Source organism: Fructobacillus cardui, from assembly GCF_963580785.1.
In the GTDB taxonomy this organism is placed as follows: Bacteria; Bacillota; Bacilli; order Lactobacillales; family Lactobacillaceae; genus Fructobacillus; species Fructobacillus cardui.
The window spans coordinates 36,702-51,423 of sequence record NZ_CAUZLS010000005.1 but is presented as its reverse complement, the minus strand read 5'-3'; the positions used below and the strand labels follow the sequence as shown (position 1 = coordinate 51,423).

Sequence of the window (14,722 nt, the reverse complement as noted above, 5' to 3'; positions counted from 1 at the left end):
CCTATTTCTTTTGTTCTGAATGGACGTGGTTGACTTGCTCAAAGACCATGCTTGGCAATGACCACAACTTAATGAATCCACCAGCAGCGACTTGATCAAAGCTATCAGCCGCTGTATATGTGGCTAAGTTTTTGTTGTACAGTGAGTTTTCCTCAGACTTCCGTGCAACGGCAACGGCTTGTCCCTTGTACAACTTCATCTTGACTGTCCCGTTCACAACCTGTTGTGTCTGGTCCATGAAGGCCTGTAAGGCATCAAAGAGTGGCGTAATCCACAAAGCATTGTAAATCAGGTCCGTCACCTTCTGTTCCAACAAAGGCTTGTAGTGCGCAACGTCACGCTCCAACGTCAAGTCTTCCAAGTCCTTGTGAGCAGCCATAATCACAGCTGCGGCTGGTGCTTCATAAACTTCACGAGACTTAATGCCAACCAAACGATTTTCAATCTTATCAATCCGGCCAATGCCATTGGCACCGGCAATCTGATTTAGCTTGACAATCAACTGAGCCAAGGTCATCTTTTCACCATCAAGTGCAACTGGCAAGCCTTCTTCAAAGGTCAAGTCCAAGAATGTTGCTTCCTCCGGTGCATCTTCTGGTGCAACCGTCATGCCCCAAGCATCATCGGGTGCCATGTTCCAAGGATCTTCGAGAATGCCGGCTTCATTAGCACGGCCCCACAAGTTGGCATCAATTGAGTATGGTGATTGCTTACCAATTGGCACTGGAACGTTGTGGTCCTTAGCGTAATCGATTTCTTCTTCACGCGACCAGTGGAAGTCACGAATTGGGGCCTCGATAGCCAAATCAGGATCCAAGGCGTGGATGGCAGCTTCGAAACGAACCTGATCGTTTCCCTTACCAGTGGAACCGTGGGCAATAGCATCTGCCCCGTTTTCATGAGCAATCTCAACTAATTTCTTAATAATCAATGGCCGTGAAAGAGCTGAAACCAAAGGATAAGCGCCTTCATACAAGGCGTTGGCCTTGATCACTGGTGCCACGTATTCGCTGGCGAATTCTTCCTTACCATCAACAACGATTGACTGGACTGCACCAACTTGGAGGCCCTTCTTTTGGATTTCATCCAAATCCTTACCACCTTGACCAACGTCCAAGACAACGGCGATCACTTCATAACCCTTATCAATCAGCCATGGAATGGCCACAGATGTATCTAATCCACCTGAATATGCCAATACGATTTTCTTTGTCATGTTATTTCTCCTCTATTGTTCAATCAATTTCACTTGTTTATTGGGATAACAGCTTGGGCTGCGTATGAGCCGCTAAACTACTAACCCCACTTTCTCAACGGCTCAGCCAACTGATTTAATCCACCAAAACCTTACTAATAAAGTCCTGAGTCTTTGGATTTTGTGGGTGGTCAAACAGTTCATCCGGTGTATTCTTTTCCTGGATAATGCCATCGGCCATAAACCAAATTTCATCGGCGACCTGCTTAGCGAAGTGCATTTCGTGGGTTACGACCACCATGGTCATATTACCGTCGGCCAATGACTTCATGACCTTGAGAACTTCACCGACATTTTCTGGATCCAAAGCTGAGGTTGGTTCATCAAAGAACAAAACCTTAGGCTGCATTGCCAAAGCACGGGCGATGGCCACACGTTGCTTCTGCCCACCAGACAAGCTGTTTGGGAAGGCATCGGCCTTATCGGCCAAACCAACGCTTGTCAGATATTTCATGGCCACAGCAGTCGCCTCTTCGTCGGACATGCCCTTTACTCGCATTGGTGCTAATTTCAAATTGGCCAAAACCGACATATTAGGGAAGAGGTTAAAGCTTTGGAAAACCATGCCGATTTGTTCACCCAACTTGGCCAATTCCTGGTCAGACTGTTGAGCTAAATCAACACCGTTGAAATCAACAACACCGCTGGTTGGACGTTCCAGCTGGTTAATGCAGCGGAGCAAGGTACTCTTACCTGATCCAGAAGGGCCGATGATGCAGACCACCTGGCCGGCATCAATGTCGCCGTTAATGTCTTTTAAAACTTCATTGCCACCGAAGTCTTTTTTGAGATGTTTTACAGAAATTAATGGATTAGTCATGGTTCATCTTCCCTTCTAAGTAGTTCAATCCCCGTGTCAAGATAAAGGTCATCAAGAAGTAAATCACCATGACAACCACGATTGGTGCGATACCACGATAAGTGTCAGCACGGACGATGTTCAATTCGTAGACCAAATCAGTCACACCGATAATCGAAACAATGGAACTTTCCTTGATAACTGAGATAAATTCGTTGCCCAATGCTGGCCAAATGTTCTTAAAGGCCTGTGGCAAAATCACAAAACGCATCGTGTCTTTTTGGTTCAAGCCAAGACTCTTGGCAGCTTCCTTTTGTCCCTTATCCAATGACGTAATTCCACCACGGATAATTTCAGCAACATAGGCACCTGAGTTCAAGGAAACGGCAATGATACCGGCCGTCAAGGCTGGGATGTTAATCAAAGCACCAAGACCAAAGTAAACCAAGAGGATTTGAACCATCATTGGTGTTCCCCGGACAATTTCGATGTAAGAAATTGCTGGCCAACTCAAGATTTTAAACTTTGACATCTTCATCAAGGCCAAGATAATTCCTAGGATAATTCCAAAGACAACTGAAACGAAAGCAATTAAGGTGGTGTTTAAGAAACCACTGTAGAAGTAGTGCCAGTAGCGAAGCATTGACGTGTCCACCGTGTTTTCGGACATGTTCTTACCGGCGTTCTTCAAGTAAGTCTTAATCCAGCCATGGTTCTCAATCTTATCGATTGACTTGTTGACTGCTGCTACCAATTCAGGATTTCCTTTAGCAAAGGCAATCGCTGCACCGGTTTGGTTGATATCCAACTGGTAGCCGGAATCAATCATCTTCAAATTTTTGTCGTTGGCAACATAAGCCTGGGCAACTGGCTTTTCAACTCCAACGGCTGCCACCTTGTTCGTCTTCAAGGCGAAAATCAGGTTTGGCGTCTTGTCCATTCCAACAACTGTAGCTCCTGAAATCTTTTGTTGAGCCAAGTTATATTGCAAGGTTCCGGTTTGGGCACCAATCTTGGTTCCCTGCAAGTCGCTAGCATTCTTATACTTTGAAGCGTTGGTCTTACTGATCAAGAAGCTTTGACCACCGTTGTAGTAAACCTTTGAAAAATCAACGCTTTGACGACGTTCGTCGGTTGGGTTGATTCCCCCGATAGCCATGTCAACCTTGCCAGTTTGAACGGCAACCAAGACGGAACTAAAGTCCATGTTCTTGATTTCTAATTTCACGCCCAAGTCCTTAGCAATCTGCTTAACGATGTCAACGTCCATTCCAACATCCGTTGAAGTGCCGTTTTTATTCATCTGGAATTCGTATGGTGGGTAATCCGGCGAAATCGCCACCTTCATCACACCTGCTTTTTTAATTTTTTGCAAGCCGTCATCAGCGTGGGCCACTTGGGTCATGCCTAATCCGGCGACAACCAAAACAGTGATCGTGATGAATGCTTGTTGCAACCACTTTGTTATCTTCTTCATCTTCTCGTCCTCTTCCCTTTTTTCCTAACCAATAAAAAAACGCCCTTTAGTCTTTCGACTAAAGGACGTTCTGCACGCGGTACCACCTTACTTATACCCAAATAGGGTATCTCTCATTATTCGATCTAAAATTCAAATCGTCAGCTCTGTAATGGGAGCACCCAGTATGGTTTTCATCGCATACAACTATTAGGTGACGTTCATCTTCGTTTGTACGTGTTTCACACCAACCAACACTTCACTGAGCTACAAAACAGAGATTACTACTTCCTAATTAACGTTTTATTATTAGTTTTTAATAATTATAGCACTGACACCTAATCTTGCAAGTGGTTTTGCACATTTTTTTCGTTTTATTCGGACTTTTTTACTTAAAAAGGCTGATTTTAAGGGAAATGATCATCTAAAAGTTATTGGTTATTTTAATTTAAAAGAACTTTATTAGAATCCGCTACCTCAAAAATTTCTTTTTCCGACCATCCTTTTACTTTATTTGTTGCTCTCCTGATTTTTTAGCAAAGTAAAAACCTCAGAATTTGTAGAGTTCAAATTCTGAGGTTCATACCACTATGGCGTTAGCCACAGTTATTGTTTGCCTCCTTGCCAAACATTACGAAACAAGTTTGCTTTGGAAAGGATTACTTCTCATCACGCTTGTTGCGCTTTGCAGCTGCAAACAATCCGAGGAATGAAGCAGCAAGTCCAAGAATAAGTCCACTGTTGTTAGCAGCAGTCTTTTCTTCACCAGTTGCTGGCAAGACGGATGACTTCGTTGTAGGAGTAACATTATCTGTCGCAGTTGGTTCAGCTGAAGTTACTGTTCCTTGTGCTTCCTTTTCCTTCAAGAGTTGATCATAAGCAAGGTCATAAGCCAAAACATAAACAGGGTTTTGGTTGTTAGGAGCCTTTGCCCGACCATTCTTAACGTCATCTTGTGCTTGCAAGTAACCTTGGTTTGCCAAGCCATAGCTTGCTTGATCATCAACAGCCGTCTTAGTATTGTTTTGCTTGTCAGCAAGCAATGCCTTCACAGCTTGACCAGCGGCATAACCCTTCAAATAATTAGCATCATCTGGGTATGCCTTGGCTGCGCCATTAGCACCATCGTTCAAACCAGCAATTGTCCGTGCATAAGCTTGGTCATAAGCGGTCTTATCTGCATCATCAAGGTTGGCGTCTTGACGACCCTTGCCAAACAAAGCATCATCTTGCGCTGTGTTGTTTGTCGTTGTGTAGCGCTTCAAACCAGAGTTGTATCCGGCCATGTAAGCTGCATCATTTGCTTGAGCTGGCTTACCGGCATTGGCATCGTCAAATCCTGCCTTAGCACGGTCGTAACCGTACTGGCTAGCAGCAGTTGCAGTCGTCGGTGCGCTCTTGCCTTGGGCAAAGTCGGCAGCACCAGCGGTAGCTTCGGCATCGGCCTTAGCCTTCGCTGCGGCATAAGCTTGCTTGTAGATGGCACTCTTGTTCGTCAAATCAGTTGGTGTACCGCTTTGAGAACCGTCTTGGTAACCAGCCTTGGCACCAGCGGCGGCATCAGCATATGCCTTGTTGTAGGCATCTTGATAAACCTGTGACTTTGTTGAAAGGTCGCTTTCCTTTGGTGCACCAGCAGCGCCATCCTTAGCACCAGCAACACCACCATTGTAGGCATCTTGTGCTGCTTGAGGGGCATCGGCAGCTGGCTTCGTGTCAGTTCCAGCACCAGTATAACCAGTTTGGCTATCCTTATATGCTTGGTAACCCTTCATGTAAGCTGGGTCAGCCTTTTCGGCATCCGTCGGTTCGTTACCTGATTGAGCATCAGCGGCGGCACCATTGTAACCGTTCTTAGCTGCATCATAAGCTGTAGCAGCAGCCTTACCTGCGGGTGTTGAATCATCTGGTCGAGCTTGACCGTTAAGGAATGCTTGAGAGCCACTATCTGCGGCATTCTTAGCAGCGTTATAACCAGTCATGTAGTTTGGATCAGCCTTCTGGGCATCCGTAGGTGTCGTACTTGCGGTTGCATCAGCCATTCCTGCTTGTGCCTGAGTATAAGCCTTATTGTAAGCAACCTGATATGCAGGTGACTTTGCTGCCAAATCAGTTGGCTTTGCCTTACCGGCAACGGCATCGGTCGCACCTGAAGTTGCACCACTATAGGCATCCTTTGTTTGCTGTGAAGCGTCAGCCGCTGGAGTGGTCGTGCCGTTGTAACCAGTTTGACCGTCTGTGTAAGCCTTCTTACCAGCAAGATATGCCGGATCATTCTGGTCGGCATCAGTTGTCTTACCGGCAGCGGCATCAGCATAACCTTGCTTTGCCCTGTCGTAAGCAGCAGCGGCAGCCTTTCCGGCTGGTGTTGAGTCGTCTGGACGAGTTTGACCACTCAGGTATGCCTTTTCACCATTGGCAGCGCTGTTTTGAGCATCAGTCAATGCCCTCTGGTAAGCAGCCTTTGAAATAGGATTTAATGCGTTGATTGCATCGGTTGACTTTGGTGTTCCAGCAGCAACATCCTCATAAGCTTGAGCGGCAGCGACATTCGCAGCCTTTTGGACTGGGTCAGTTGCCTGGCTGTCATCAGTACCCTTTTGGGCATCCTCATAACCTTTGTTAAAGCCATTCGCAGCATCCATTCCGGCCTTTTGACCAGCAGTTGGGTTAGCAATAGTTGCACCATTACCACCGTTGAAGCCAGCGTTAAAGTCGGTAGCACCTTGCTTCTCAGCAGCACTTGCTGTGTCAGCTGGTGTCTTACCATTTGTTGCTTCATCAACACCCTTCTGGTAATCAGCCTTATTAGCAGCATCTGTCAAAGCTTGATCATAAGCTTGCTTGTAAACTGGGTCCGTATTGGTTGTTTCAGCAGGCTTAGTATTTGTCTTGGCAGCGTCTGCAGCAGCCTGTTCACCATCTTGGTAAGCTCCTTGAGCCTTCTTATAGGAATCAGGATCTGTCGACTTAGTTGAGTTATCAACGTTGTTAGCAGCATCTGCGGCACCTTGCTTTCCAGCTTGTGCAGCATCATAACCCTTCTTATAGTTAGGGTCACTGGCCTTTGTTGTATCTGCAGCTGTACCGGCTGCGGCGTTGCCACCATCAGTCAATCCTTGCTTTGCAGCATTGTAGGCATTGTTGTAAGCATCTTGGTAAGCTTGTGGCTTAGATGCCAAAGCAGCTTCCTCATCCTTACCAGCAAGGGCATCTGCAGCACCTTGTTTGTTACCATCGTAACCTTGCTTTGCAGGTCCCTCTGTTGTTGGTTCTATTGAAGTCGTTGCCCCTTGCTTTCCAGCAGCATAGGCAGCTTGACCTGCCTTGTATGCAGGATTATCGGCATCGGCTGCAGTTGGGGTATTATTCTTAGCGTCTTCATAACCCTTCTGGGCCTTGTCATAAGCAGCTTGAGCAACCTTGTCAGCTGGCGTATCACCAGTAGGACGACCAGTACCATTCGTAAAGGCATCTTGTCCATTTTGTGCTTGTGCCTTGGCTTCAGCCAATGCTGTTTGGTAAGCAAACTTTGAAACTGGATCCAAAGCGTTGATTGCATCATCTGATTTTGGTGTTCCAGCAGCTTCATCCTTATAGGCTTGAGCAGCAGCAATATAAGATGCCTTCTTGACTGGGTCAGCATCCTGACTATCATCAGAGGTACCACTCTTGGCATCATTTACAGCATTGTTGAGGGTAGCAGCGGCAGTCTTGCCTGCTTGCTCACCAGCATTTGCTGGCGTTGATGATGGGTTATTAACCGCATCAGTCAAGCCCTTGTTAAAGTCGCTAGCACCTTGCTTCTCAGCAGCACTTGCTGTGTCAGCTGGTGTCTTGCCATTTGTTGCTTCATCAACACCCTTCTGATAGTCGGCCAAAGCTTGGTTGTAAGCTTGTTGCTTAACTGGATCACTGTCTGTTGATTGTGCGGTCTGACCAGCCTTGGCATCGGTGATACCAGCAGCATAGGCCGTTTGAGCCTTCGTATAAGAAGCGGCATCTGGAGACCCGGCTGGATTATCCGTATTATTAGCCGTATCTGCTTCAGCCTTCTTTGCGGCTTGGGCAGCATTGTAACCCGTCATGTAGTTAGAGTCGCTAGACTTTGTTGAATCAGCTGTGGAACCTGCGGCAGCGTTGGCAGCGTTGGCACCATCTGCAAAACCACTCTTAGCGGCATCATAACCAGTAGCTTCTTTAGCACCGGTAACTGTCGTTGTATCTGGACGAGTCTTACCAGCCAAATACTCTTGGGCACCGTTAGCAGCAGCATTCTTAAGCGCATCTTCGGCCTTTTCATAAGCAGCCTTTGAAATTGGATCCATCGTGCTGGTATCCGCGAAGTTTGGACTATCAGCAAAGGCCTTCTTAGCAGCCGCATTAGCAAGTTTTTGAACAGGGTCATCACTAGAACTGTCATCGGTATTCTTTTCAGCATCTTCATAACCCTTGGTCAATGAATCAGCAGCTTTGTTTCCTGCCTGTTCACCAGAATTAGAGTTTGCCGCAGTTGAACCATTGCCACCGTTGAAGCCCTTCGTAAAGTCTGTAGCACCTTGCTTTTCAGCATCACTCGCTGAATTATCAGGTGTCTTACCATTTTTGGCTTCATCGACACCCTTTTGGTAATCCTTCTGGGCTTGATCAACAGCTTGTTGATAAGCATATGTTGCCAATGGATCGTTTGCTACTGAACTATCAGCAGGCGTTTGGCTCACTGACTGTGGATCCTTTCCAGCGGAAGCGGAAGCAGCAACTGCAGCCTTAGCGGCGGCAATACCTGAATCAACCGTATTCTTCTTTGCGTCTGAAGGTGCTGTTGGTGATCCACCAGCAACTACTGCATCAACATAAGCCTTATCAACAGTACCAGTAGTTGCCCCTTGCTTTTCAGCATCAGTTGCTGAAGTACCTGGTGTCTTGCCATTCAAAGCATTTGTGTAACCAGTTTGCGCGTCAGAATAAGCCTTTGTTACCAAAGTCTGAACATCTGGGTTTGCAGAGTATGTCCTTGCTGGTGCAGGGGCCTTACCGTCGTTATCCTTTGCATCCTGGATAGCTTGAGCTTGAGATGCGGCAGCATCATCCAAAGCCTTGTTGTATGCTTGTTGCTTGACTGGGTTAGCATCTGTTGAACGAGTAGTGTTTCCACCAGCGGCAGCCTTAGCACCAGCTTCATATTCTTGCTTTGCAGTATCATAAGAAGCCGTATCAGTCACAGAACTACGATGATCCGTACCGCTCTGTTCATCAGCCGCTGCCTGTTGAGCCGCCTTGGCAGCATTTTGACCAGCTTGATATCCCTTGTCATTTGCTAAAGTAGGGTCAGTTACGGCCGGAGTTTTGTTGTCATCATCAAATCCCTTTTGAGCGTTAGTCTGAGCCGTATTTGAGCTTGATGTAGCAGCATCATCTGGATCTGATGAAGTTGCTGCTGCCGTTCCATTCAAGAAGCGCTTGATTCCATCAGCTGTACCAGTTTGGGCATCATTGTAACCCTTGGTAAAGGCATTTTGAGCAGCCTTTGAACTTGTATCTGCTGTTGCCGTTGGCGTTGAACCAGCACCACTTTGATAAGCAGCTGCCCCATCCTTATAAGCTTGGGCACTAACGAGTGGATAGTAACCAACTTCTGCATACTGGTCCAAGGTACTATCTGACTGCTTATTCTGAGCAGCATAGTTACCAAACTTAACCGAACGATAGAAGGTCAAATCAGTACCTGCTTGACCATCAGTACTTGCCTTTTGGCCATCAGTACTCAACTTAGTTGGGTCAGTAGCCTTTGCTTCTGCACTACTTGTACCATTCGTTTGCGCTTGTGTAATCGCAGCCTGAGCCGTGTTATAACCGAGAATAGCAGCGGACAAATACTTAATATTGCTTGATATGGCTGTCGGAGCAGTCTTTGACAAGCCACCATTAATCAATGATTGACCGTAGTCAAATCCTTGTTGCTCAATCGTAGTAGCATTCGTATCAGGGTTAGTAGCAGTTGGTGAAACCTTTCCAGCTTGGATATAACCAGCATAAGCTTGGTTATAAGTAGTTTGCTGTGCAGGAGTTAGAGCAGCGTAGCTAGTACCTTGAATTGTGTGTGCCAGCTTCTTCGTCCTTAAAGAAAGCAGCAGCACCTTGTGCATCTGTATAAGCTTGTGCTGTAGCCTGTGATGAACCTTTTGGAGCAGCTGGTGCTGATTGACCAGGAGTAAAGTTAATTGCTTTCTTGGCATTATTGTAATCAGTTCTTGCTTGTTGGTACTGAGTATTAGTAGAACCGCTGTCCTTACCTGACTGAGCATCCTTGATACCAGCTTGGGTAGCCGCATCGTTGTAACCCTGCAAATAAGCAGATGGACTATCGGCATTTTGGTAAGCGGCAGTCTGTGTCACATCCTGATTAGCGGGTGCTTTGGCAAAGTCACTATAACCACTCTTATAACTGTTATAGTTGTTTGTATAACCCTGGTCGTTCTTAGTGTTAAAGTCTTCGCTATCCTTCTGGGCAGTATTGTTGTTTTGGGCATCAGTTTTGGCATCGGTAATCGCCTTAGCACTTGGTGATGTCGCACCCGCAGCGCCGCTATCAGTCACGATACTTCCAGTTGGGTCAGCAACGACACCACCCTTACCATCTGGCTTGTAGGCTTCCATCGTTGTTGTGTAGTTTGTTGGTGTCAAAACAGAATTAACAGAGTTAACACCATAGTGGAAGCGCATACCAACGTTAGTGGCATCAGTTCCCTTTGGAATGGTATAGCTAACTGCTAACAACCCACCATTGTAGTCTTTGGTAGACTGAGTTTCAGTATAGGTGTTTGGATCAGCAGTAGACGTTGTGTCTTTCACTGGGCTACCAATCTGTGTCAACGTATCGTAACTCGTACCAGTTCCGGAAGCAACACCAATGTATAGTGGCGTATCCTTTTGACTCAAATCACTATAATTAGTCAACTTAACATAACCAGTAACCGTTGTTGAACCATCTTGGTTAGGAGTCTTCACCAATGGACCAATCAACTGCACAGCAGGTACATTGGCGATATCCAAAGTGTTCCCAGCAACGGTACCAGTAACTGATTGACCATTCATATCAGTTCCGGTATATGTGCTAGAACCCGATGGCAACTGGAATTGATACAGGTAGGTCTTTTGACCATTGTGCGTAACCGCAACAGAATAGGCAGTGATATTGCCATTACCAGCAGTTTGGAAATACTGAGTACCATCCGGCTTGATAAAGACAACGTGGTTTTGACTAACCGAGTTAATGTTGATTGGTCCATAGTAAGGAATAATTGAACTAGAAGGAGAGTTGGTAACACCAACCTTCAAACTTCCATTAGAACCAACGTTAAATGAACCATTACCCGTATTAGCAATCAAACCGGCATTAGAACTTGAGTTTCCTGGAACATTATCCATCAAGACTTGAAGCATACCACCGTTGATAACGTTAATTTTTGTTGATCCACCAGATAGATAGATTGGCTTATTGGTAGAACCGCCTGAACCCATCGAACCATTATTTCCTTCATAGTTCAATGTACCACCATTAATGGTGATTGAAGCGCCACTGGCATAAACACCACCACCTAATGTGGTTGTTGATCCTGAATAAAAATCAGGAATAATATTAACTGTTGCATCTTTGTTAATATTCAAAGAAGCATTTGAGCCCGTCAAGTTAATAGCGTAATCCCCACTATTAGTAGAAGACTCAGCACCAGTTCCACGAGAGACCAAAGTCATCTTAGCACCTTGGGCAACAGTGAAATTACCACCGGCAACAATGTTAACACCACCAACCTTGGGAGATGATGTTCCATAGTAGTGTGATCCGGCCTGCAAAACGAAGTTTTTCACTTCCAAGTTTTGCTGGTTTCCACCACCTTCAAGTGGCACGGCTGACTGGAATGGAGAATTGTACGTAGCCGTCGAATTATTAGGAATAATAACGTTAACGTTACCAGAGAAGTAAGCATCATTACTATTTGAACTCAATAGTTGTGGGCCAACATAATTTAAGTTACTGAAATAAATACCCGCACCACTTTCAGCACGGAATGGCCCAAAGTAGTTCGCCCCATAAAGAGTTTGGAAGTTTTGAATATACAAATTTAAACTACCGGATGGATTATTAACTGTATAGTTAAGCCCATGATAATCCATGATGTGGTTCTGACCATCGATAGTGAATGTATTTGACTTAACATAAGCTGTTACATCATCTTCACCATTAGTTGCACCAGTCAAATCAACATCATTAGCAAGGCGAATTGTATTAATGTTAGTAGCAGCTGTTCCTCCACCACCAGTATATGTTGATCCCGTCAAAACAGACGCAAACTGATTTCCATTTTGGACGTAGGCGATTCCTTGGGCAGCCTGGCTAACGACGTCGTTAAATCCTTGATCGTAATAAGTATTACCAGTTGAAGAAGCTGTGACAGAGGTATTTCCTCGGTAGGCATTATTATTGAAGTAAGCCGCCATAGCAGCGACTGCACCACGATAAGCTTGGTCATAGGGGTTAGTCGTGTCAGAATTTGGATTTGTTGTTAAATACCAATCTTTAGTATTGCCAGTAGCTCCCTTTGAATCAACATAGGTTCCTTGCCACTTACCTGTTTCGGCATCTTGTTGACCGTACTTACTCAAGGCATAGGCAACAGCATTGTCAAAGCTTGTTCCCAAGTTAGCATCCTGTTGATAAGCTGCACGAGCGTCCAAAATTGATTGGGTTTGACTCGTTGGAATGCTGATTTGCTTAGTTGTGTCCCCTTTAACAGAAGTATTCGTTGCAACGTTCAACTTATTATTTAATTGGTTTTCATAATTAGTTGAACTCTTATACGCCTCAGCTGGTGTGTTAGCACCACCCTGGTTAGCATCATCCGCGCTTCCATATTGCTGTGGCGTACCGTCTGTTGGGTTTGTTGTGGTATGCGTTGTACCATCCGAATTCAACTTTGAGGCAGTATTACCATAATAGGTATAGTCTTGTGTTCCAGCACCCTTACTTTGCGTTGCAGCTGCATAAGCCGCCATAGCAGCCTTAGCACCATTATAAGCAGCAGTATAGTAATCTGCGGCACGGCCCGACAAAGAAGAAGCTGCGCTCGCATTTCCTGCATAAGCGTCTTGTTCACCTTGGCTGATCTGTGCTTGGTAATTTGCAGGAGTATCAGGCACTGTCGGCGTTGTGCTGCTAGTAGATGAATTGTTAGCTGCGTTTGCAGCACTAGTTGAAGTACTTGCTGAGGCGCTCACCGATGTACTAAGTGAAGCGCTTGCTGAAGCACTCGCACTGGCTGAAGAACTCGCTGAGGCGCTATCACCTGATGGAGTCTGGCTACCACTTTGATTATCTGAAGTAGTTTGTTGAACACTGTCGGCAGAAACCGAAACGTGTTGAACAACGCCAATTCCAGCAATCAAACCGAAACTAGCCAATGAGACGACAACCCATTGGCTTTTTACCTTCCGTAATACTTTCTTATCTTCAACTTTCCGAAGATTTTTCTTATTGTATATCATAAATACTCACCTTTCCTTCAGCCATAGTTGATAGCCTAAATTGACAGACTCGACATTAGCGAGCATTAGTACTGGCTCGGCAACCAGTATTTGATTTATAAAATAAAAGCAATTAGCTTTTTTAGAAGTGTTGGATAATCACTCGCCACTTTAGAAAAGATGAACTTTTTGCTTTATTTTGCGACCGAGCTGGTTCTACACTAGATTTGACTTCCTAAACCTAACAAGCACTCATGTTCACAAAAAACACAATCGACCTTCACAACACACTATCAATAGTATTTTTCCATTACCGTAACACAATATATCTAAAAATATCAAATATTTATATCCATTCTTTTTTAGATATTTTTTGCCATCATTTTCCATCTATCCATGTTTTTTTATTGATCATAACTACACAATTCAACTCGGTTTTCAAGCCTATTCACACCTTTTCATTAATAACATAAGTATCACAAACAAAAAGTATTCAAAAAATCAGTTTTTCTATCAATTAATATTTCAAAATGTTTCTGATTTATTGTAAAAATCTATCAATATATATCGGTATTTTTTCTAAAAAAATCCAAAACCATTAGCAAAAGCAAAGAAGTCTTGCAATCGTTTACTTCTATTTTTCTAAGTTGACAAAAAAGTTTCACTCTAAACTCCGACAAATTAACCGTTATGCTTTCACGTATCTCAAAATTTTGGCAAAAAGAAAAAGCCCAAGAAAATTATTTCTTGGACTTCCTTTTGAGTTTAAACACTAAGGCCTAAAAGCAATAGTCCCTAAAATAATTTACCAATGAAACTTACTTATCGTTGCGCTTGCGCTTTGCCATTGCAACCAATCCAAGGATTGATGAAAGCAACAAAGCAACGAGGACACTATTTTCAGTAACATTTTGCTATTCGCCTGTTTGTGGTGGTACAGGTGCTGGAGTTGGTGCACTCTCAACAGGTGCTAATGGTTCTGGCTGCGGTGTCTTCTTCTGGTTCTTTTCATTCAACAAGAAGTCGTAGCCACGGTCATAAACCAAAACATAAACAGAACTTTGATTCTTAGGACTCTTTGGACGGCCATTGGCACCGGCACTATAACCAGTCGTGTAGCTTGGGTCCGTTGATGTAGCTTCTTACCGCTTTGGCCATCAGTGTAACCTGCCTTAGCAGTGTCGGCTTCAGCCTCTTGTTCTGCCTTTTGGTAAGCGACCTGAGCCACTGGGTTCATCGTCTTAATTTCATCAGGAGTCTTGATAGTACTATTTGTGACACCCTTGAAGGTTTGACTAGCTACTTCCTGGGTTGCCTTTTGGACTGGATCCGTAGAAGTGCTGTCATCTTTGCCATCCACGGCATCTTGATAACCCTTTTTGAAGGAACCAGCTGCCGCTTCACCAGCCTTATTACCACTCGTTGGAATGGTAATGGTCTTGCCATTGACGGCTACATTCGATCCGTTCGTGTAGTCATTAGCACCTTGCTTTTCAGCATCACTGGCCGTAGTTGCTGGGCTTGTTCCTGCAGCTACGTCTTGGATTCCCGCCTTGTACTTAGTCTTCAAAGAATCCATTTCTGCCTTGTAAGCGTAGTTGGCTAATGGGTCAGCACCATTCAAACTGTCAGAAGCATCTGGGTTAGCCGTTCGACTTTTTCTATTTTCCCTTTTACTTCCTTCACAAAA

General features: G+C 44.9%; 6 protein-coding genes and 1 other annotated feature. All 6 genes read right to left on the bottom strand.

Annotated features, from left to right (window positions below; translation table 11 throughout):
* Position 1: 1 nt before the first annotated feature.
* The 6 genes from AABI20_RS05460 to AABI20_RS05435 all read right to left on the bottom strand — a co-directional run bounded on the left by AABI20_RS05460 (position 2) and on the right by AABI20_RS05435 (position 14,656).
* The gene (locus AABI20_RS05460; RefSeq protein ID WP_338347024.1) at positions 2-1,216 is read right to left on the bottom strand and encodes an argininosuccinate synthase; all 1,215 of its coding nucleotides are present in this window, start codon (positions 1,214-1,216) and stop codon (positions 2-4) included.
* A 115-nt stretch (positions 1,217-1,331) separates the two neighbouring features.
* Complete coding sequence (locus AABI20_RS05455) at positions 1,332-2,075, bottom strand: amino acid ABC transporter ATP-binding protein (RefSeq protein ID WP_047974942.1); 744 nt, start codon at positions 2,073-2,075, stop codon at positions 1,332-1,334.
* Positions 2,068-3,531, bottom strand: a complete 1,464-nt coding sequence (locus AABI20_RS05450) for an ABC transporter substrate-binding protein/permease (RefSeq protein WP_047974943.1) — start codon at positions 3,529-3,531, stop codon at positions 2,068-2,070. Before AABI20_RS05450 ends, AABI20_RS05455 begins: the two co-directional genes overlap by 8 nt.
* Before the next feature lie 58 nt (positions 3,532-3,589).
* Positions 3,590-3,818: a binding site (T-box leader), on the bottom strand.
* A 351-nt stretch (positions 3,819-4,169) separates the two neighbouring features.
* Positions 4,170-9,656 carry a hypothetical protein gene (locus AABI20_RS05445; RefSeq protein ID WP_338347021.1) on the bottom strand — a complete coding sequence of 1,829 codons (5,487 nt, stop codon included), beginning with the start codon at positions 9,654-9,656 and terminating at the stop codon, positions 4,170-4,172.
* Positions 9,592-13,053 carry a beta strand repeat-containing protein gene (locus AABI20_RS05440; RefSeq protein ID WP_338347018.1) on the bottom strand — a complete coding sequence of 1,154 codons (3,462 nt, stop codon included), beginning with the start codon at positions 13,051-13,053 and terminating at the stop codon, positions 9,592-9,594. The genes AABI20_RS05445 and AABI20_RS05440 overlap by 65 nt, the downstream gene beginning before the upstream one ends.
* Before the next feature lie 991 nt (positions 13,054-14,044).
* On the bottom strand, positions 14,045-14,656 hold the full coding sequence (locus AABI20_RS05435; RefSeq protein ID WP_047975653.1) for a hypothetical protein: 612 nt from the start codon (positions 14,654-14,656) through the stop codon (positions 14,045-14,047).
* Between the last annotated feature and the right edge of the window lie 66 nt (positions 14,657-14,722).

Bases quoted from the DNA above. Each gene is read 5' to 3' on its own strand.
- AABI20_RS05440 (WP_338347018.1), bottom strand. From the start codon at position 13,053: ATGATATACAATAAGAAAAATCTTCGGAAAGTTGAAGATAAGAAAGTA.
- AABI20_RS05450 (WP_047974943.1), bottom strand. From the start codon at position 3,531: ATGAAGAAGATAACAAAGTGGTTGCAACAAGCATTCATCACGATCACT.
- AABI20_RS05455 (WP_047974942.1), bottom strand. From the start codon at position 2,075: ATGACTAATCCATTAATTTCTGTAAAACATCTCAAAAAAGACTTCGGT.
- AABI20_RS05445 (WP_338347021.1), bottom strand. From the start codon at position 9,656: ATGCACAAGGTGCTGCTGCTTTCTTTAAGGACGAAGAAGCTGGCACAC.
- AABI20_RS05460 (WP_338347024.1), bottom strand. From the start codon at position 1,216: ATGACAAAGAAAATCGTATTGGCATATTCAGGTGGATTAGATACATCT.